The 20,665-nt window shown below is 34.0% G+C and carries 15 protein-coding genes; 14 read left to right on the top strand and 1 reads right to left on the bottom strand.

What is annotated here, in order from left to right:
- The 13 genes from ABJM36_RS05915 to xylA form a co-directional block, all read left to right on the top strand.
- Nucleotides 1–205: T9SS type A sorting domain-containing protein (locus ABJM36_RS05915; protein ID WP_348450167.1), on the top strand; the 205-nt coding region annotated here is incomplete at its 5' end.
- 276 nt (nucleotides 206–481) lie between these two features.
- Entirely contained in the window at nucleotides 482–1,219 is a 738-nt protein-coding gene (locus ABJM36_RS05910; protein ID WP_348450165.1) for a carbohydrate-binding protein, read from the top strand.
- Nucleotides 1,220–1,581: 362 nt separating this feature from the next.
- Nucleotides 1,582–3,939, top strand: a complete 2,358-nt coding sequence (locus ABJM36_RS05905) for a leucine-rich repeat domain-containing protein (protein ID WP_348450163.1) — start codon at nucleotides 1,582–1,584, stop codon at nucleotides 3,937–3,939.
- A 313-nt stretch (nucleotides 3,940–4,252) separates the two neighbouring features.
- A complete protein-coding gene (locus ABJM36_RS05900; protein WP_348450161.1) occupies nucleotides 4,253–5,275 on the top strand; it encodes a leucine-rich repeat domain-containing protein in 1,023 nt (340 codons plus the stop codon).
- Between the two features lie 309 nt (nucleotides 5,276–5,584).
- Nucleotides 5,585–6,646: a T9SS type A sorting domain-containing protein gene (locus ABJM36_RS05895; RefSeq protein ID WP_348450159.1), complete on the top strand. Its 1,062-nt coding sequence runs from the start codon at nucleotides 5,585–5,587 to the stop codon at nucleotides 6,644–6,646.
- A 115-nt stretch (nucleotides 6,647–6,761) separates the two neighbouring features.
- Complete coding sequence (locus ABJM36_RS05890; RefSeq protein WP_348450157.1) at nucleotides 6,762–7,592, top strand: DUF1080 domain-containing protein; 831 nt, start codon at nucleotides 6,762–6,764, stop codon at nucleotides 7,590–7,592.
- Nucleotides 7,593–7,938: 346 nt separating this feature from the next.
- Nucleotides 7,939–9,543, top strand: coding sequence for a sialate O-acetylesterase (locus ABJM36_RS05885; protein WP_348450155.1), 1,605 nt, complete (start codon nucleotides 7,939–7,941; stop codon nucleotides 9,541–9,543).
- A gap of 32 nt (nucleotides 9,544–9,575) precedes the next feature.
- Complete coding sequence (locus tag ABJM36_RS05880; RefSeq protein ID WP_348450153.1) at nucleotides 9,576–11,210, top strand: hypothetical protein; 1,635 nt, start codon at nucleotides 9,576–9,578, stop codon at nucleotides 11,208–11,210.
- An 81-nt stretch (nucleotides 11,211–11,291) separates the two neighbouring features.
- The gene (locus tag ABJM36_RS05875) at nucleotides 11,292–11,969 is read left to right on the top strand and encodes a DUF6250 domain-containing protein (RefSeq protein WP_348450151.1); all 678 of its coding nucleotides are present in this window, start codon (nucleotides 11,292–11,294) and stop codon (nucleotides 11,967–11,969) included.
- Between the two features lie 32 nt (nucleotides 11,970–12,001).
- A complete protein-coding gene (locus ABJM36_RS05870) occupies nucleotides 12,002–14,428 on the top strand; it encodes a glycoside hydrolase family 3 N-terminal domain-containing protein (RefSeq protein ID WP_348450149.1) in 2,427 nt (808 codons plus the stop codon).
- Between the two features lie 40 nt (nucleotides 14,429–14,468).
- Nucleotides 14,469–15,332, top strand: coding sequence for an AraC family transcriptional regulator (locus ABJM36_RS05865; RefSeq protein WP_348450147.1), 864 nt, complete (start codon nucleotides 14,469–14,471; stop codon nucleotides 15,330–15,332).
- Nucleotides 15,333–15,485: 153 nt separating this feature from the next.
- Entirely contained in the window at nucleotides 15,486–16,973 is a 1,488-nt protein-coding gene (locus ABJM36_RS05860; protein WP_348450145.1) for an FGGY family carbohydrate kinase, read from the top strand.
- A gap of 170 nt (nucleotides 16,974–17,143) precedes the next feature.
- Nucleotides 17,144–18,460 carry a xylose isomerase gene (gene xylA, locus ABJM36_RS05855; protein WP_348450143.1) on the top strand — a complete coding sequence of 439 codons (1,317 nt, stop codon included), beginning with the start codon at nucleotides 17,144–17,146 and terminating at the stop codon, nucleotides 18,458–18,460.
- A 107-nt stretch (nucleotides 18,461–18,567) separates the two neighbouring features.
- On the opposite strand, the gene ABJM36_RS05850 is transcribed toward xylA, so the two are convergent.
- Nucleotides 18,568–19,638, bottom strand: coding sequence for a LacI family DNA-binding transcriptional regulator (locus ABJM36_RS05850; protein ID WP_348450141.1), 1,071 nt, complete (start codon nucleotides 19,636–19,638; stop codon nucleotides 18,568–18,570).
- Nucleotides 19,639–19,830: 192 nt separating this feature from the next.
- Between ABJM36_RS05850 and ABJM36_RS05845 the strand changes: the two genes are divergently transcribed.
- Nucleotides 19,831–20,658: an SDR family oxidoreductase gene (locus ABJM36_RS05845; protein WP_348450139.1), complete on the top strand. Its 828-nt coding sequence runs from the start codon at nucleotides 19,831–19,833 to the stop codon at nucleotides 20,656–20,658.
- Nucleotides 20,659–20,665: the final 7 nt, after the last annotated feature.

Genomic DNA, 20,665 nt, shown 5'->3' with positions numbered 1-20,665 from the left:
AAATAATTTAACGGTGCTTATGCCAAATTCGAAATTCAATCAATATACCATTTTTGATATTAGTGGACGAGTAAATAAACAAGGCGTTATTACAAATGATTTACAGAAACTCAATATTGATTTAAGTGATTTATCTAAAGGTATTTATTTAATGACAATTAAAGGGAATCAAATAACTAAAACGTTTAAGTTGGTAAAGGAGTAGACTTGTGTCTTAAAGCAAAAAAAACTCCAGACCTATTACATGTATATTTTGTTTAATCAATATAGCTAAAGGTATTAAATTAGTGTTATAGCGTAGAATTAATTTTTTTTAATACGTGAGCACTATTTTTTAAACTAAAAGATAAAAAAGGATAATTTCTTAAATCTAATAGGTTAAAGTGGTTTTTCAATAGTATAATTGGATTAGCGATTTATGAATAAAAACATGTAATAGGCCTAGTGCTGTATTATAAATATTAACTAAAATCGATTTACAATGAAAATTAAAATTTTACTTTTTACAGTTGTACTATCAACTACATCATTATTTTCTACTGCATTTGCGCAAGCAATTATTCTTCAGTCGGAAGATAATAATGGGCTTCATGGAGCTAATATTATCCTAGAAGATAATGAGGCACAAAATATAGGCTATATAGCAAGTGGTGATTGGGCTAAGTATGATAATGTAGATTTAACAAATATTGTTGCTTTTTCTGCTCATTTGGCTAGTAATAAAACAGGTGATCAAACGGTTACAATGCATTTAGATGATGGTGTAAATGGAACTGGGGTACCAGGAACAGCAATAGCTAGTGTTACGGCTAACGGAAAAACAGGATGGCAGAACTATGTTGAAACTGAAAATGGAATGTTAAGCCAATCAGTAACAGGAAATCAAACGGTGTATTTTGTGTTTACGTTTGGAGGCCAATTTAATATAGACCTGTTTACTTTAAAAGACGCAGCATCCTTATCTGTTGCGGATAAAATTAAGGAAGGCAAAATTGGTTATTACCCTAATCCAGTAAATGAAGTGCTTACAATTGAAATGCCTACTGCAGATTTCAGTCAATACATCATTTTAGATGTTACAGGAAAAGTAGTTAAAGAAGAAGGTATACAATCCGGCGTAAGAAAAGTAGAACTTAATGTAAGTGATTTATCTAAAGGTTTATACTTAATGAGTTTAGAAGGAACTAAAAACTCAACTTTTAAGTTTATTAAAGAATAATAAAAGCCTTATTATAGTAGCTTTACAAGCTAAATAAAAGTAATTTAATTAACAGTATCAAGAAAATTCTTGGTGCTGTTTTTTTTGTTTAACGACTAAGGGCTAGTTTGCTTTCAATTATCAAAAGGTCTATAATTTAAAAATATAGCACTATAATTTATAAGGTTTGTTGGTTTAGTGTATTAATTTTACATAAAATGGCATCAAGATTTATTCTGCTAAATAATACCGAAATAGAACTATAACTAATAAAAAAAAATCAAAAAAAATTAAACTCTAAGTATATGGTAGTAAAACAACAATTTTTAAAAAGGAAACACTGTTTTTTATTTTGTGCATTTTCACTTTTATTTCTTTTTAGGGTGTCAGCACAAGTAACAATTTCAAGTGTAGCGGAGTTAGCAAGTTTTGCAGCTCTATCAAATCAATCGGTAGTCATGACACCTGGTGTTTATCAAATGGAAGATTACTTAACACCAGCTGTGATTGCAGCTACCACACCCGATGCAAATAATAGGCATGCGATGATTGAATTTAGTGGAAGTAATAACACTTTCGATTTAACAGGAGTAACTATTGAAATAAATTCAGAATTATTAAATGATTATGGTACGCGTATTATCGAGTTTTATGTAACAGGAAACTTTGTTAATATAAAAGGTTTAACAGTTACCGATATAGGAAACTCTGCACCTTCTAGTCCAGGAATGCAATCTGTAACAATCGCCGGAGAAAATAATACCATGGAGGATGTTACTTTAAATGTAAATGGATCTTATCCTTATGGCTATGGCGATCTTCTTGGTAAAGGCGATGGTAATTTAGTTAATTTGCGTAAGCATAGTGGTTTGTTAGTTGAAGGATTAAATATTAATATTATTCGTTGTTCCATTTATTCTCAAGCATTTGGGCATTTATTTTTTATTCAAGGCGGAAGAAATGTGCTTTTTCAAGATTGTTATGCTGAGGCTGTAACAAGAACAACCAATGATATGCTAGAGGAAACTTCGGGGCCTGCTTTTGATAGAGATTTTGCTGCAGTTTACCCTAATTATGATGGTGATAAGGTAATTACCCCAGGGTATACCAAATCGTTAAGTGAAGTAGGTTACCGTTCATACGGTGCTGGTGGTGTTGGTGGTCATACCACTGGCGCAATTACGTTAATAAATTGCGTTGCTAAAAATACCCGTTCTGGCTTTGCTTTTACAAGATATGGCGGCGATGTATTGATGCAAAATTGTGAGGCTACAGGCTGTGAAGCTGGGTATCAAGTTGAAGAAGTGACTATTGAGAATAGTAGAGGTGATGCAGTTAATGGCCCATTACTGTATCTTAATGGAGGAGCGTCTAATGTAGAGTTAGCTTTAATACCTAACGTGGCTACAACAACCTTACATGCTATTGCAACCATTGGAGGTAATAATCATAATGTGACACTCACAAAATTTGATGATGTTGATAGACCACAAGTCCATTCTATTTTAGTTGGTACTACTAGACCGTCTGGAGCTAATCCTTTCTCCCCTTTAGGAACAACGTCCACATCTGGTATTACTTTAAACAATTGTACAGAAATGCCAATTGAAATCAATTCGTTAACAAGTTCAAGTATTATTAATACCACAGGGCCAGTTACGGATAATGGTTCGGGAAATACAGTTATTACAGATTCATGTGTGGGAGTAGCAGATTTAACTTTTGATGATGGTACCTATACATATAGCGTATTAAGTACTAGTCCTAATGAATGTGAAGTTACAGGGTTTGTTTCAGGTCAAGAAATAGCAAATGCTGTAATTCCTGAGCAAGCTGATAATGGTTCAATGTCATTTAGTGTTGTGGCAGTTGGTGAAGGTGCATTTCAAGATGAAACCGGAATTACTAATGTAACGCTTCCAAGTACAGTGATTGCCATTGGTAACAATGCTTTTCATAGCTGTGCCAGTTTAACAACCATAAATCTTGATAACATAATAACTTACGGAGACCATAGTTTTAATAGTTGTTCTTCATTAGCATTAGCACCTTTAGATTTTACCAATACCACAAGTACAGGTAGTTATACTTTTATTAATTGTAGTTCTATTACCTCGGTAATTGTTCCTGGAAGTTTAAATTTAGGGGTTGGAGCGCTTAGAGGTACTGGAGTTACAGCGTTTACTATTCCTAGTGAATGGACTGTTATTCCAGACCAAATGCTTAGAGATTGTAAATCAATTACCTCTATTAATATTCCAAGTTCAATAACGACTATGGGCGTTGCAGCGTTTAGAGGGTGTACAGGGATTACAGATATGCAAGTAAATTGGACTATTGCCAGTAATATTCCTGATGCTACTGTAAATAATTTGTTTAGTGGTTTAACATTAAGCAGTATAAACCTTTTAGTTCCAACTGGAACAACAGATGATTATGAGGCTGCACCGGTTTGGACCGATTTTAATATACAACAAGGTACTTTAAGTGTTAATAGTTTAGAATATGATTTAGGTTTTAGTTTTTACCCTAATCCAACAAACAATAAGGTTTCAATAAAACATAGCCAATTACAAAATGCTGCTGTTACCGTTTACGATTTAAATGGGAGAGCCTTAATAAGTAAGTCTTTAAATGATACCTTTTCTGAAGTTAATTTGTCTAACCTAGCTTCAGGTGTTTATCTATTTAAAGTTCAAGTTGAAAATAGCCAATTTGTAAAACGTATTGTTAAGCAGTAGTTTATTATAAAATTTTAGTTTCTTATACTTAAAAAAAGCCGTTTCATTTTAAAATGAAACGGCTTTTTAAAGTTCTAACTCATGCTAATAATTTAAGATTTTAGTTTAATTATAGCTTTCATTTCTAACCACGCCAAATAAGTTTTTTAAGGCGTAATCTATAAATGAATACCTACAAATTATTATGATTTATAGCTTATTAAAGCATGTTGTGCTTAAATTTATAGCATTTGGGCTATAATTTAAAGGTTAATTGTTAAAATTTTAACATATTAGCGGAAACTAATTATAATTAATTAAAACATTTTTTATTATGAAAAAAACATTACTATTATTTATTACATTTTTAACTGTAGGTTTTGTGAATGCTCAAGATTTTACAGTAGGCGATATTAGCTATACAATAACTGCTTCAGTTGTTGGTGGCGATGCCACAGATGAAGTAGCTGTTCAAGGAAGTACTTTAGCAGCACTTGATATACCTAGTACGGTGGAAAATGGCGGGGTAACTTACACGGTAACATCAGTTGAGACGCTTGCATTTCAAAATAATTCTACTATTACTTCATTAACGCTACCAAGTACATTAAAAACAATAGGAAGTAATGCTTTTAATAATTGTTCATCGTTAGCGTTGGATCCTTTGGATTTAACACATGTAACTTCTGTAGGGTCGTATGCTTTTTATCAGAGCTCTTTAATTACTTCAGTTATAGTTCCTGATGGTATAACTTTTGCTGATGGAGTTTTAAGAAATACGGGTCTTACTTCATTTACCATTCCGGCATCATGGACTACCTTACCAAATCAAATGCTTAGGGATTGTACATCAATTACGTCCATCAATATTCCAAGTACAGTGACATCTTTATCAGCTGCAAATTTTAGAGGCTGTACAAACTTGACAGAGATTCAAGTTAATAGTTCTACACCAATAGCCGTACCTAATGCCAATGCTATAGCAACAATAAATGCAGGGGCAATATTATACGTTCCAGATGCTACTGCAGAGAGTGCTTATGAGGCTGATGCTGCTTGGTTAGCTGTTTTTGATGCTTCCCGTATTGTAACAGGTACTTTAAGCACAAAAAATCTAGAACAAGAATTAGGTTTTAGTATTTATCCTAATCCAACAAACGGTGTTGTTTCAATTCAAAGCCAACAACTTAACAATGCTCAGGTAAGTGTTTACGACTTAAACGGAAGAGCTTTATTAAGTAAGCCTTTAAATGGAACTTCGTCTGAAATAAATATTTCTAACATGGCTTCAGGAGTTTATTTACTAAAAGTTCAAGTTGAAAATAGCGAATTTGTAAAACGGATTATCAAACAATAGATTTTATAAAAAATTAGTTTCTTATACCTTAAAAAGCCGTTTCATTTAAATGAAACGGCTTTTTTGTTGCCAAATAAATTAAGATTTTAATTTGTTATGACTATTTAAACTATTTCATTAGCACAAGTTATTTAGGATTAAATCAGTAAGTTAAAATTTTTGTGTTTTGTGGTTTGTAACCTGTAAATCACCTGTATACGGCGTATTGGGTATATATTTATATCAATTGGGTATTAATTTAAAAGTTAATTGTGAAAATTTTAACACCTTAGCCCTAACTAAATATAAATAACTAAAATATTCTTTATTATGAAAAAAACATTACTATTATTAACCGCCTTTTTAACAATCGGATTGGTAAATGCGCAAGGATCGGTATCAGGATCTGAAGGAGAAACCTTTACGGATGGTAACTATACATTTAGAATAACAAGTGTAGCTAATGATGAAGCAGAACTTGCAGGGAGCACTGATTCTGCATTAGTTGTGCCTGGAACTGCTGTAGATGCATATGATGCTGTTTCTTACACTATAACAGCTATTGGAAGTGCAGCATTTAAAAATAATACGGCTATTACTTCGGTGATACTACCTCCCTCAGTAAAAGAGCTGAAACTGGATGCTTTTATTAATGCAACTAGTCTTACCTCCATAAATCTAGAAAATGTACAGATATTTAATAAAAATTGTTTAAGACTTACGGGATTAATAACTTTAAGTGACTTGAGTAGTACAGTTGTTATTGGAGATAATGGTCTTGGTCGTGTGAATATCACGGATATAGAGTTAGACTTGCCTGCTTTAGAGACACTTGAGCGTTATGGATTTGTTAAAGCTAATGGTGCTCAGAATGATCTTCAAGTAATTAGATTTGGCCCTTCATTGCAAACTATAGGTGCTAATCCTATTATTCATGGTCTTGGAGCTTTAGTTTCACTTGAATTTGCGTCGCCAACACCAGTAACAATTACCGATTCAGCAAATTTTGTTTCAGGAGGAATGGCAATTGAGAATATAACCTTATACGTACCAACAGGTGCTAAGCAAGATTATATCGATGCCGGCTGGGTAGGGTTTGCAGATATTGTAGAGGGCAGTGCTCCTGCGGCATTAAGCGTAAAAACGGTTGATGCTAAAGCATTAGGTTTTGCAGTTTATCCAAATCCAACAGCCGGTAAAGTATTTATTAAAAATGCGCAAGCCTTAAATACTGAGGTGTCTGTTTACGACTTAAACGGTAGATCGCTTTTAAACAAAAACGTCAATACTAATTTATCTGAAATTAATATTTCTAACCTAAGTGCAGGTATATATTTATTTAAAGTAAAAACAGACGAAGGTCAGTTTGTACAGCGTATAGTAAAGCAATAATTGCTTTAGGTCATAAAGCTGTATTAATTTTAAAAAAAAACAGTACTAATTTTATTATTAGTGCTGTTTTTTTTAACCATATATCCTGGTAATTTTAAATTCATAAAAATAAAAAATGAAATATATTAAAATTAAAATGTTAATGGTTTTTGGGCTTATATGTAGTTTGCAGTCAACCATAGCTATAGCCCAAAATAAGAAGTCAGACCAAAAAGGCTTTGTCAAATTATTTAATGGAAAAAATTGGGATGGATGGCATTTAAAATTACGAAATGGAGATGAGACCATGGCAAAAAAAGTATATGCTATTCATAATAAAAAAGTGCATGTCTATAAAAATTTCCCCGATAGTCTAGATTTAGATACAGGTGAAAATGCTACTCACGGCCTTTTCTATACTAATAAAAAATACAGTAAATATATTTTAAAATTTCAATATAAATGGGGTGAAAAAATAGCCAATAATTTTAAACGATGGCAATACGATGCAGGCGTTTATTATCATGTAGTTGACGATAAAATATGGCCTACAGGCATTGAGTATCAAGTGCGTTACGATCACACTAATAACCGTAACCATACTGGCGATTTAATTCGTCCAAAAGATGTACAATACGATTGGTACTCTGTTCCTGATGGGGACACGTATTTACATCCAAACGAAGGTGGTATCCTAGATGAAAGTGAAAATTGGTTGCATTTCGCATCACCTACAAAAAATTATAATGCTTTAAATAATAAATGGAACCAAGGTGAAATTATAGTGATGGGTGATAAATACACCATTCATAAGCTGAATGGCGAGGTGGTTAATGTGGCCTTTAATTTAAATCCAAGTGAAGGTATTATTGGCTTTCAATCTGAAACAGCCGAAATATATTATAAGAATATTAAAATTAAAGAGTTTAGTGAAAGTATCCCAATAGAGGAATTTTTCAAAAAATAAAGGTGGCTTATAAATAGCGCTTTTAGTTTTTGGTAATTGCAATCCATAAAAGATATTTAATTCGAATAGAATAAATGGATTAAAAATACTTTATAGCCCGCGATAATTTGAAACTTAAAGTAGCTTCAGGATATTTTAAAAAAGGTTCTAAATTAAAATAGTATGCTGTAGTATGGTTGTACATAAATTGCAAAAAACAACTGCTTATAAGCTCAAATTCCACTTAAATGAACCATTATTTATACACAATGGATAATTAGTTATAAGTAAAAACTTAAATTTTTGCCAACTTGCATTAAGAAAACAATTCCTTTTTAATTTTAAACAAAACACATTTTAGGTATTTATGAAAGCAATTAAAATAAAAACAATTACAGCGTTTTTAATAACGGCTATTTTACCACTACTCATTTTTGCTAATGTTTCAGTAAATGCATTATTTACAGATGGAATGGTTATTCAGCGCGACGCTGTAGTACCAATTTGGGGCTGGGCAGATGCTAACGAAATAATTACCATAGAAACAAGTTGGGGGCAATCGGCACAAGTAATTACTAATACAGAAGGTAATTGGCGTGCAGATATTAAAACACCAGAAGCTGGTGGGCCTCATAAAATTACTGTGTTTTCAAAAAATAAAATTGTAATAAACAATGTATTGTCTGGCGATGTTTGGTTATGTACAGGACAGTCTAATATGGATTTTTCCATGTCTAAGTTTATAAACAATGCTAGGGAAGAACAATATCAGCCATTAGTAGAATATATTAGAAATGAAGTAGCTACAGCTAAAGATGATTGGATTCGCCATATAGAAGTACCACAAACCACCTCGCTTTTTGAAAAACAACAAAATTTTGAGGATAATTGGCGTTCGGTTAATCCAGAACAAATAGGAAAAATAACAGCCACAGGTTACTTTTTTGCCAAAGAACTGCGTAAACATGTAAATGTACCAATTGGTTTATTGGAATGCTCTTGGGGAGGAACGCGTGTGCAGCCATGGATTTCGGAAGAGACTTATTTGGCTGATAAGAATTTAAAGGATTATTTTGAGGCAAGTCGTTCAGAAACCATGGCTAAAATAGAAAAAATGGATGCCGATGATTATGTAGATAAAGCTTATGAAAAAGCCTTAGCTAAATGGAACAAAAACGGACAAAAAGGTAGAAAGCCAAAAGGGGAAAAGCATCCAACCAAAGATATGCAGTTGCCAGCAACCCTTTACAATGGTATGGTGTCAAGTATTTTGCCTTATAGAATTAAAGGCGCTATTTGGTATCAAGGCGAAAGTAATGCATTATTTAAACCTACCGAATACGAATACTATTTAACAAGCATGATAAATAATTGGAGAGCCGATTGGAAACAAGGTAATTTTCCGTTTTATTACGCACAATTAGCATCTTGTAAAAGAGCAAATGAAGAAGCCGATGCTGGTTGGGCCATGGTTAACGACCATTTACGACGCACGCTAAAAGTACCTAATACAGGAATGGCGGTACTTCATGATATTGGTGAGGCTAAAGATATACATCCGCATAATAAAATGGATGCCGGAAAACGATTAGCATTTTGGGCTTTAAAAAATGATTACAATATTAAGGTTGATGCTGTGAGCGGTCCTTTATATAAATCCTTTTCAATTAATGGAGATAAAATTGCGGTAACTTTTTCAGAAGCAGAATCAGGATTAATGGTAGCAAATAAACATTTGTTAGACGATGCGGTAATGGTTAACGAACCTTTAGGGGCTTTCGAGATTCAAGATAACACGGGTGCATGGAAACCAGCCAAAGCCAAAATCACCACAACACATACCATTGAGGTTTGGAACGATGCTGTAAGTAACCCAGTAAACGTGCGTTATGCATGGTCAGGTACACCATTAAAAGCAAACCTATACAATAAAGCAGGATTGCCAGCAGCAGTTTTTACAACAGAAAATTAAATTAGTCCTAAACATTAGAAATAGTTCAATTAATGAAATTCATTAAAAAGATAATAATCTTAATCGTTTTTGGAGGCACTTTAGGTCTTTCAGCTCAAAAAAATATTCAAGTTGATGTAAATCAGCAAGGTGAAAAATTTGATCATTATTGGAGTAAAATGGTAGGCGCAGGTCGTGCAAATGAGGCTTTACGCGCCGGTTGGTTAGAGCAAATGCAACAAGTGCAGGAAAACTGTGGGTTTGAATACGTACGTTTTCATGGCTTGTTTCATGATGATATGTTTCCTGTTATTCTGGAGCGTGGAAAAACCGTCTATAACTGGCAATATATCGATGATGTTTTTGATAGATTATTAGATTTAAAAGTTAAGCCTTTCATAGAATTAGCCTTTTTACCTACCAGTATGGCTGCTGAAAATTCTAAAACAGTGTTTTGGTGGAAGGCCAATATTACACCTGCAGAAGATTCTTTTGAAAAGTGGCATGATTTAGTTAAGGCGTTTACACAACATTGTGTTGATCGTTATGGAATGGACGAAGTATTAACCTGGTATTTCGAGGTTTGGAACGAGCCTAACCTATATCCTTTATTTTGGGATGGCACAAAATCGCAATATTTCGAGCTATATAAACAATCGGCTTTAGCGGTTAAGTCTGTGGATAGTCGCTTAAAAATTGGAGGACCATCAACAAGTAATTTTGTGCCAGACACACGTTTTGATGGGGAAACTACAAACGATAAAGCTTCAGATGCCGTTTTTAATACAGAGGATATTAATGCATTAGAATGGCATGGCGTTTGGATTGAAGATTTTCTTAAATACTGTAAAAAAGAAAAATTACCAGTGGATTTTATTAGCACACATCCTTATCCAACCGATTATGCTTTTAATCCAGAAACAGGTAAAGGAAAAGGTTTAACACGTTTTGCTAAATCTTTAAAATTAGATTTAGAATGGCTTAATAAAACCATAGCAGAAAGCGCTTACCCAGATGTTGAAATCCATTTAACGGAGTGGAATACAAGCCCAAGTAGTAGAGATGCTATGCATGATCGTTTACCTGCTGCAGCTTATATTGTAAAGTCAAATTTAGATTGTATTGGACTAACAAACTCTTTAGCATTTTGGACTTTTACAGATATTTTTGAAGAAAAAGGAGGCGCTTCTAGTATATTTCATGGCGGTTTTGGAATGATAAATTACCAAGGTTTAGTAAAGCCTTCATATCACGCCTACAGAATGTTACACGAATTGGGAAATCAAAAATTATATAAAGACGATTATCTTTTTGTTAGCACGGATGAAACGACTGGAAAAATTTCGGCTTTAGCTTATAATTACCCTGAAGAGTACGAAAATGCTGTGCCCTTTGGTACTGATAAGCGCGAAAATGGAACCACTAAGAATTTAGATTTTACGTTAACAGGATTAAAGGCAGGAGCTTTGTTTGAAATAGAAATACTGGATAAAGATCACGGAAATATTCATAATTTTTGGGAGTCTATGGGGAAACCAGAGCCACCAACCCGAGAAGAAATTAAAATAATGAAAACCTATGCGAATACCATGAAAACGACACATGTAAAAGCCGATAAAAATGGAAATTTAGCCATTAAGCATGAAATTACGCCATGGAGCTTAGTATTAATTAAACAAGTAAATTAAAAATATATAACTATGAAAAATCGTAACCAATACCCCAGTTTGTCTCTTGTTTTATTTACTTGTTTTTCACTTTTATTGTGCATGTCTTGTAATAAAGTTAGGACTGTCGAAATAAAAGGAAAATCGGTTGATTGCGAATTGATTTTTGAAGAGAGTTTTGATAACGGATTAGATAATTGGCAAGTAGAACAAATGGAAGGTGGTACTGTTGAAGTTAAAAAAGGCAAACTTGAAATTGATGATGTAAAAGGCTGTACCGTTTGGTTAAAAGAAAAATTCGAAGGACCTATTGTTATAAAATACGATGTTTTTATTATTCAAGATGGAGGTGCTAATGATAGAGTGTCTGATTTAAATTGCTTTTGGATGGCTTCAGATCCTAAAAACCCAGATAATTTATTTGCCAATTCAGAAAAACGAGGTGGAAAATTTTCAAACTATGATGATTTACAATTATACTATATGGGTGTAGGTGGGAATTTTAATAAAACAACACGTTTTCGTCGTTACGTGGGTAATGGAGAGCGCCCGTTGTTGCCACACCATGATTTAAGCGACTCGAAATTTATGCTTGAAGCAAATAAAACCTATAAAATTAAAATAGTGGCTAATAATGGCGTCATCCAATATTATAGAGACAATGTATTGTTTGCAGATTTTGTGGATAAAAATCCATATACTTCGGGGTATTTTGGTTTAAGAACCGTTAAAAATCATATGACTGTTGATAATTTCAAAGTCTATAGAATCGAAAAATAAATCAACCAAAATCCATGCTTAAAATAAAGAAAATGAAATTTTATAAAATAGTTCGATTATGTATTTTAGGTGTTTTACCTGTAATAATTTTAGGGTTTAATACTGATAAAAAAGGCATATATAAAAAGGATTGGATTGATTTTAATAAAAACGGTGTTAAGGATGTTTTTGAAGACCCTTCGGCACTTTTGGAAGACCGTGTTAAAAATTTAGTTTCATTAATGAATGTTAATGAAAAAACGTGTCAGCTTACCACATTGTATGGGTATTCGAGAGTTTTAGCTGATGAATTACCTACTAAAGAATGGAAAAATAAGGTTTGGAAAGATGGTATTGCTAATATAGACGAGCATTTAAATACCATATGGAACCAAGAAAAAACGCATACAAAATATGCTTATCCTTACAGTACCCATGCCGAAACTATAAATATTGTTCAGAAATGGTTTGTTGAGGAAACAAGATTAGGGATTCCAGTAGATTTTACTAACGAGGGGGTCCATGGTTTATGTCACGAAAAAGCAACACCGCTGCCAGCGCCAATTGGTATTGGTAGTACATGGAATAAAGATTTAGTTAGAAAAGCTGGAGAAATTGTAGGAAGAGAAGCAAAAGCACTAGGTTATACTAATGTGTATGCACCAATTTTAGATGTAGCACGCGACCAACGTTGGGGACGTGTTTTAGAATGTTATGGCGAAGAACCGTATCATATTGCAGAAATGGGAAAACAAATGACCTTAGGTATTCAATCGCAAGGTGTGGCTTCAACCTTAAAACATTTTGCTGTATATAGTATTCCTAAAGGTGCTCGCGATGGCGATGCTAGAACAGATTCGCATGTGGCACCACGCGAAATGTTTCAATTGCATTTATACCCTTTTAAGCGCGTTATAAAAGAAGCTGCTCCCATGGGAATTATGAGTAGTTATAATGATTATGATGGGGTTCCTATTACTGCAAGTCGTTATTTTTTAACCGATTTACTTCGCGAAAAATATGGCTTTAATGGTTATGTAGTTTCAGATAGTGAAGCTGTAGAATATGTTTCAGAAAAACACCGCGTAGCTAAAGATTATAAAGAAGCTGTACGACAAGTTATTGAAGCGGGATTAAATGTTCGTACCACTTTTAGAACGCCAGAATCTTTTATTGAGCCGTTACGTGAATTGATACGTGATGGTGAAATTTCAATGAAAACGATTGATTCTAGAGTTGCCGATGTATTGCGTGTTAAATTCAGATTAGGTTTATTTGATAACCCTTATGTTGAAAATCCAGAAGAAGCCGATAAATTAGTACACACTCCAGAAGATGAGGCGTTTTCAAAACAAATAAACAGAGAGTCTTTAGTACTTCTTAAAAATGAAAATAATCTATTACCATTAGATCTTAAAAACCTAGATAATATCTTGGTTACAGGTCCGTTGGCTAACGAGGTAAGTTTTACTTTTAGTCGATATGGTCCAGCTTTTAATCCTTCGGTTTCTGTTTATGAAGGGGTTAAAAAATATGCCGGCAACAACGCTAATGTTAGTTTTGTAAAAGGATGCGATATTGTAGATCCAGATTGGCCTGGGAGTGAAATTATTCCAACAGATTTATCAGCAAAGGAACAAGCAGATATTGATGCAGCGGTTGAAAAAGCAAAACAATCCGATATTATTATAGCCGTTGTAGGCGAGGACGAAAAACGTGTTGGTGAAACAAAATCACGAACTAGTTTAGGGCTTCCAGGGCGTCAATTTCAATTGGTTCAGGCCTTGTATAAAACAGGGAAACCTGTAGTTTTGGTACTTATTAACGGTCAGCCTTTAACTATAAACTGGGAAAATAAATTTTTACCAGCTATACTAGAAGCTTGGTTTCCAAGTACCGCAGCGGGCGAGGTTATTGCCGAAACCTTGTTTGGAGACTATAATCCTGGAGGGAAATTATCAGTTACATTTCCTAAAACAGTTGGACAGATTCCATTAAACTTTCCATTTAAACCAGGATCGCAAGCAGGACAACCCGGTGCAGGACCAAATGGTTATGGTAATACAAGGGTTTTAGGGCCTTTATATCCGTTTGGCTACGGATTAAGTTATACAACCTTTGAGTATAGTGATTTGGTAGTAACTCCAAAAAGTTTAAAACCACAAGCTGATATTCATGTGTCTTTTAAAATTACAAATACTGGTAAAAGAGCAGGTGATGAAATCGTACAAATGTATTTAAAAGATATGGTGAGTAGTGTAACCACATACGAGTCGGTTTTACGTGGGTTCGAGCGTGTTCACTTAAAGCCTAATGAAACCAAAACTGTTAATTTTATTTTACATCCAGATGATTTAGCTATTTTAGACAAAAATATGAATTGGACGGTCGAACCAGGCGTGTTTAAAGTTTTGGTTGGTAGTTCCTCAGTAGATATTAAACTTAGCGATCAGTTTAAAATAGAAAACGTTTATAACTAAAGGTTTTAGCGTATTGTAATCGGGCTATGGATACTGTTTTATGAAACTACATTTTTTAGATAGAAGTAATTTAAATAATAGTTCTTTTAGTACTAAAGTTAACGAGTACCCTAACTTTTTAAAAGTATGGCACTACCATCCAGAAATAGAACTTGTTGTTGTACTAAAAAGTCAAGGCACTTGTTTTGTTGGTGATGGTGTTGAGAAATTTGAGGAGAATGAAATTGTTTTAATAGGTGAAAATTTACCACACATGTGGTTAAATGACGATGAATATTTTCAGGAAAATGCCAACCTTGTAGCTAAAGCTATTGCAATTCATTTTAATAGAAAATGTTTAGGTTCTACCTTTTTTGAAACCCCAGAAATGATTCACCTTTCAGAACTTTTTGATAGAGCAAGATTTGGAATAAAGTTTTTAAAGGTTGATAAAAAACTCATTAAAGATGTTCAAGGCATGACTGAAAAGGTTGGGTTCGATAAAACCATGGCATTTTTAAATATTTTAAACAAGCTTGCTAAGCATAAAAGTTATAAATTATTAGCAAGTCAGGGTTATGTAAATACCCTACGAAACGCCGAAAATAAAACCTTAGATACTATTCATGCTTATATATTCAACAATTTTAATAAGTCCATTTCGTTGGAGGATGTTGCCAAAGTAGCAAACATGAATACATCGGCTTTTAGTCGTTTTTTTAAACGGGTAAACAGAAAAACATTCTCCAGATATTTAGCTGAAATTAGAATAGGGTATGCCTGTAAATTATTATTAGAAAATAAATATAATATAGCGGGAGTGTGTTATGAGTCTGGTTTTCATAATATTTCTAATTTTAATAGGCAGTTTAAGTTAATTATGAATAAAACACCATCATCGTATTTAAAGGAGTACAAGAAATAATTTAATACTTGCAGTTTTCAACTGTTTTTGTAGCTTTAGCACAAAATTAATATCAATTTAATCCAAGTTTTAGGTGGAATTGTGATAGTATTTTTTTTACTATTGTATTCTAAAAAAAGACAAACAACCAAACTAAATATTAAGGGACTAAAAATGAATTATCATTTAGGAATAGATATAGGGAGCTCTTCTATTAAAGTAGCATTAGTCAACTCAGAAACAGGGGAAAGTTTAGGCGTAGTTCAGGAGCCTAAAACTGAGATGAGTATGCATGCCGTAAAAAACGGATGGGCAGAACAAGACCCAAACGATTGGTGGCTGCATATCTGTAATGCCATAAAGCAACTAAAAAAACAGTTTAATATATCTAGTACTCAAATAGATGGTATTGGTATTTCGTATCAAATGCATGGACTGGTTGTGGTAGATAAAGCTGGAAATCCATTGCGTAAAAGTATAATTTGGTGCGATAGTAGAGCAGTAAATATTGGTAACGATGCCTTTAAAGCTATAGGAGAAGATCAATGTGCAGCGCACCTTTTAAATTCACCAGCAAATTTTACAGCTTCAAAATTAAAATGGGTAAAGGAAAATGAGCCTGATGTTTTTAGTAAGATTCATAAATTCATGCTTCCGGGAGATTATATCGCTTTTAAATTTTCTGATACTATAAATACTACCATTTCAGGATTGTCCGAAGGGATTTTTTGGGATTTCAAAAACGATTCCATTGCCGACTTTCTATTAGAGCATTACGGCATCGATAAAGCTTTAGTACCAGATATTGTGCCAACCTTTGGTGTCCAATCTATAGTCGATAAAAAAGGCGAAGCCGAAAGCGGTATAGCGGCAGGAACACCAGTGTATTACAGAGCAGGCGACCAGCCTAACAATGCTTTATCTTTAAACGTATTTAATCCAGGCGAAGTAGCTGCAACAGGCGGTACATCGGGTGTCGTGTATGCGGTAACCGATAGTCTTTCCGGTAAGGAAAGTACACGAGTAAATAATTTTGCGCACGTAAATTACACAAAATCTAACCCAAAAATCGGGAAGCTTTTAAATATTAATGGTGCCGGAATTCAATACCGTTGGTTGCTCAATAATTTGGATGTAAGCTCATACGAAGACATGAATACGCTGGCCTCTGAAATTCCAGTAGGTTCAGATGGTGTGTGTATGTTGCCCTTTGGAAACGGAGCAGAACGCATGCTAAACAATAAAGAAATAGGTACACGATTGGTAAATGTTAATTTAAATAACCATAATAAAGCCCATTTATGTCGTGCAGCACTCGAGGGGATCGCGTTTTCATTCTTATACGGCATGGAAATCCTTAAGTCAGATGGTATTAAAGCACGTGTTATTCGTGCCGGAAACGATAATTTATTCCGCTCGGAAATTTTTGCAAATACCGTAGCTACACTTATCGGGCAAGAAATAGAAATTTACAATACCACGGGAGCCATAGGGGCGGCCAGAGCGGCTAATTTACATAAAGGTGATTTTAAAGCCTTCGGGAAAGCCATTATGGATAATGATTATGTTATGACATTCAAGCCGTTAAAGGACAAAACACCGTATGTAAAAGCCTATAATACCTGGAAAAAAGAATTAGAGTTGGTGTTAAATAATAATTAGGGCGCATGCCTGCCGGCAGGCAGGTTACCCGAAAAGGGTCGGGCTTTACGTTACAAGGCCGCGCTCCCAAATGTCGCTGTGGGCTTTCCACTGCAATCCCTAACGCGAACACTAAACTAAAGATTAATAAACAAACGAATAAAAAAATAAACGAATAAACACATTTCAGAATGGCAAATACAGAGTATTTTAAAGGCATAGGGAACATTAAGTTCGAGGGAAAGGAATCAGACAATCCCTTAGCATTCAAGTATTACAATCCAGACCAAGTGGTGGCAGGAAAAACCATGAAAGAATGGTTTAAATTCTCCATAGCTTACTGGCATACCTTCTGTGGTCAAGGATCAGACCCATTCGGTCCAGGAACACAAAACTTTGCTTGGGATCAATCATCAGACCCTATTCAAGCAGCAAAAGATAAAGCCGATGCTGCCTTCGAATTTATTGGTAAAATGGGGTTCGATTATTTCTGTTTTCACGATTTCGATTTAATTCAAGAAGGTGCAACTTTTGCCGAATCTGAAGCACGTTTAGAAACCATTACTGATTATATAAAAGGTAAACAGGCCGAAAGTGGTGTTAAGTTATTATGGGGAACGGCAAACTGTTTTTCTAACCCACGTTATATGAATGGCGCCTCTACAAATCCAGATTTCGATGTGGTAGCACGTGCAGGTGGGCAAGTAAAATTAGCTTTAGATGCCACAATTAAATTAAACGGAGAGAACTATGTGTTTTGGGGAGGTCGCGAAGGTTACATGTCGCTGTTAAATACAGATATGGGACGCGAACTAGACCACATGGGCCAATTCTTAACCATGGCTAGAGATTATGCAAGAGCCCAAGGTTTTAAAGGGAATTTCTTTATTGAGCCTAAGCCAATGGAACCATCAAAACATCAGTACGATTTCGATTCTGCCACAGCAATAGGCTTCTTAAAAGAATACGGCTTAGATAAAGATTTCAAAATTAATATCGAAGTAAACCATGCTACTTTAGCGCAACATACATTCCAACACGAAATTGAAACAGCTGCTAAAGCAGGTATGTTAGGGAGTTTAGATGCTAATCGTGGCGATTATCAAAACGGTTGGGATACCGATCAATTTCCTAATAACATTCAAGAAACTGCCGAGGCTATGTTAGTTTTCCTTAAAGCTGGCGGACTGCAGGGAGGTGGTGTTAATTTTGATGCTAAAATCAGAAGAAATTCAACAGATTTAGACGATGTATTCCACGCACACATTGGAGGGGCAGATACCTTTGCAAGAGCGCTGTTAATTGCCGATAGAATCATTACATCTTCACCTTACGAAAAACTAAGAAAAGAGCGTTACAGCTCATTCGATTCAGGAAAAGGAAAAGATTTCGAAAACGGGAAATTAAGCTTACAAGACTTATACAAAATAGCTCAAGATAATGGTGAGCTACAATTAATAAGTGGTAAGCAGGAATTATTCGAGAATATTATCAATCAGTATATATAATCTAGATAATCAGTCAATAAATACAAAGCCTCTTCAAAGTTTATTTTTTGAAGAGGCTTTTTTTTATGTTTTCGAACCCGTGTTATTTTAAAATTTAATTGATAGGATTATACATCAACAACATTAAACTCATTCCGTTCGTTATATTTTACGTTTTCTTTTATAAGAATATCAATAGGAAGATAATGCTTGGTATTAGAAATTTCGTTTTTAAGTAAATATTCAGTTAAAAGCCTAATCGCTTCATAACCTTGATCAAACGGTTTCTGTGATATTAAAAACGATACCGAATCATTAAGTAAACAGGCAATATTTTGAGGTGTATTATCAAAACCAATACATTCAAGTTGTTTTAAATAATTATCTTCTATACAATCTACCACAATGTAAATTCTACTCGATGGAACAAAAACACCTTTAATTTCAGGATGGTTTTTTAAATATGAATTTATTTTTTCTTTGGTTTCAGTCGAGCTACTTAAGTTCTCGATTTTTAAAGTTTGCGTTGTAGAATCTAATTTGTTTTTAATAAAATAATCATTAAAACCTTTAATTCTATTGGATACCGCATTGTTTTTAGTAATGTTGTGCCTAGCCTGAATAATTAAAAATGTTGAAGGATTTGGCAAACTTAAATGCATAAATTTCCCAGCAATATAACCAGCTTTATAAGAGTCTTGACCAACAAACCCAATATTGTTAAATCCATCAATGTCAATATTAACAAAAAGGTAGGGGATATTAAGAGCTTCTAACTGGTTTACAATTTTTTTGGTTTCTGCCGAAAAGTTAGGCACCATAATTACGGCAGTAGGTTTGGTTTCTAATAAAGCGTTAAAGGTATTTAAATAGGAGTTTGGATCATATTGATTATAACCAAAATTAGTCACCTGTACCCCAAAACTTTTAACATCTTCGGCCGCTTTTAACACACCTAAATAGGGCGATTTCCAAAATAAATCTAAATCATTGTGTTCTGGAATTAAGGTCGCAATAAAGTATTTATTTTTCATTGCAAGCGCACTAGCAATAGGGTTTACGCTAAAATCATGATGCTTTAATATTTTTTTTATTTTAGCCTCCGTTTTTTTTGAAACACCTCCACGGTTATGTAGCACTCTGTCTACAGTGCCTTCAGAAACTTTAGCCTCTTTGGCGATGTCCTTTATTGTAATCATATAAAAAAAATATTAAGGTCTCAATGTTTTAAATTACAATGAATACTAAGGTTAGTTTTGTAATTTCAAGCAATTTAGTAATAATTTTCAATATTTTGTGTGCGCACACTATTTTTTTGTTATATTTGTGTGTGCGTACACGAAAATAACGTGAATTTCAGAGTTATGCATCTTAAATAAACCAAATATAAAATGAGTAAAGTAGTAGTTTTAACAGGAGCAGGAGGTGTTTTATGTAGTACTTTGGCGAAAGCTTTGGCCAAAGAAGGACATAAAATTGCAGTTTTAGATTTAAGAAAAGAAGCGGCAGATGAAGTTGCAAACGAAATTAATAAAGCAGGCGGAACTGCAATTGGGGTTGCTGCTAATGTTTTAGAAAAAGAGTCTTTAGAATTAGCTAAAACAGAAGTAAATAATCAATTAGGGCCTTGTGATATTCTAGTTAATGGAGCTGGAGGTAATCACCCTTTAGGTACAACAAGTAATCCGCACTTATTAGCAAAGGATCTTGAAGATACTACTGAAGGTTTTAAAACGTTTTTTGATTTAGATCCAACAGGTATTCAATTCGTGTTTAATTTAAATTTCATAGGAACGCTGTTGCCAACCCAAATTTTTGCTAAAGATATGGTAGGCAGAAAAGGATGTAGCATCTTAAATATCTCGTCAATGAATGCTTTTACGCCATTAACAAAAATTCCGGCATATAGCGGTGCAAAAGCTGCGGTGTCTAATTTTACACAATGGTTGGCGGTACATTTCTCTAAAGTTGGTATTCGCGTAAATGCATTGGCTCCTGGGTTTTTCTTAACTGATCAAAACAGAAGCTTGTTAACCGAGAGTGATGGAAGTTTAACACCTCGTGGTAATCAAATTATAGAACAAACACCTATGGGTAAGTTTGGTGAACCAGAAGATTTAGTAGGGACAACATTATGGTTATGTGGCGAAGGATCGGCTTTTGTAACTGGAGTTGTAGTTCCAATTGATGGTGGATTTAGTGCGTATAGCGGGGTTTAACACATTT

This window comes from Algibacter sp. (assembly GCF_039977455.1).
In the GTDB taxonomy this organism is placed as follows: domain Bacteria; phylum Bacteroidota; class Bacteroidia; order Flavobacteriales; family Flavobacteriaceae; genus Algibacter_B.
Note: the sequence above shows the minus strand (reverse complement) of the source record. Positions and strands in the feature narration are given on the sequence as shown.

Excerpts from the sequence above, each read along its gene's own strand:
- ABJM36_RS05910 (WP_348450165.1), top strand. The coding sequence starts at position 482 with ATGAAAATTAAAATTTTACTTTTTACAGTTGTACTATCAACTACATCA.
- ABJM36_RS05870 (WP_348450149.1), top strand. The coding sequence starts at position 12,002 with ATGAAATTTTATAAAATAGTTCGATTATGTATTTTAGGTGTTTTACCT.
- ABJM36_RS05845 (WP_348450139.1), top strand. The coding sequence starts at position 19,831 with ATGAGTAAAGTAGTAGTTTTAACAGGAGCAGGAGGTGTTTTATGTAGT.
- xylA (WP_348450143.1), top strand. The coding sequence starts at position 17,144 with ATGGCAAATACAGAGTATTTTAAAGGCATAGGGAACATTAAGTTCGAG.
- ABJM36_RS05875 (WP_348450151.1), top strand. The coding sequence starts at position 11,292 with ATGTCTTGTAATAAAGTTAGGACTGTCGAAATAAAAGGAAAATCGGTT.
- ABJM36_RS05865 (WP_348450147.1), top strand. The coding sequence starts at position 14,469 with ATGAAACTACATTTTTTAGATAGAAGTAATTTAAATAATAGTTCTTTT.
- ABJM36_RS05880 (WP_348450153.1), top strand. The coding sequence starts at position 9,576 with ATGAAATTCATTAAAAAGATAATAATCTTAATCGTTTTTGGAGGCACT.
- ABJM36_RS05890 (WP_348450157.1), top strand. The coding sequence starts at position 6,762 with ATGAAATATATTAAAATTAAAATGTTAATGGTTTTTGGGCTTATATGT.
- ABJM36_RS05860 (WP_348450145.1), top strand. The coding sequence starts at position 15,486 with ATGAATTATCATTTAGGAATAGATATAGGGAGCTCTTCTATTAAAGTA.
- ABJM36_RS05850 (WP_348450141.1), bottom strand. The coding sequence starts at position 19,638 with ATGATTACAATAAAGGACATCGCCAAAGAGGCTAAAGTTTCTGAAGGC.
- ABJM36_RS05895 (WP_348450159.1), top strand. The coding sequence starts at position 5,585 with ATGAAAAAAACATTACTATTATTAACCGCCTTTTTAACAATCGGATTG.
- ABJM36_RS05900 (WP_348450161.1), top strand. The coding sequence starts at position 4,253 with ATGAAAAAAACATTACTATTATTTATTACATTTTTAACTGTAGGTTTT.
- ABJM36_RS05885 (WP_348450155.1), top strand. The coding sequence starts at position 7,939 with ATGAAAGCAATTAAAATAAAAACAATTACAGCGTTTTTAATAACGGCT.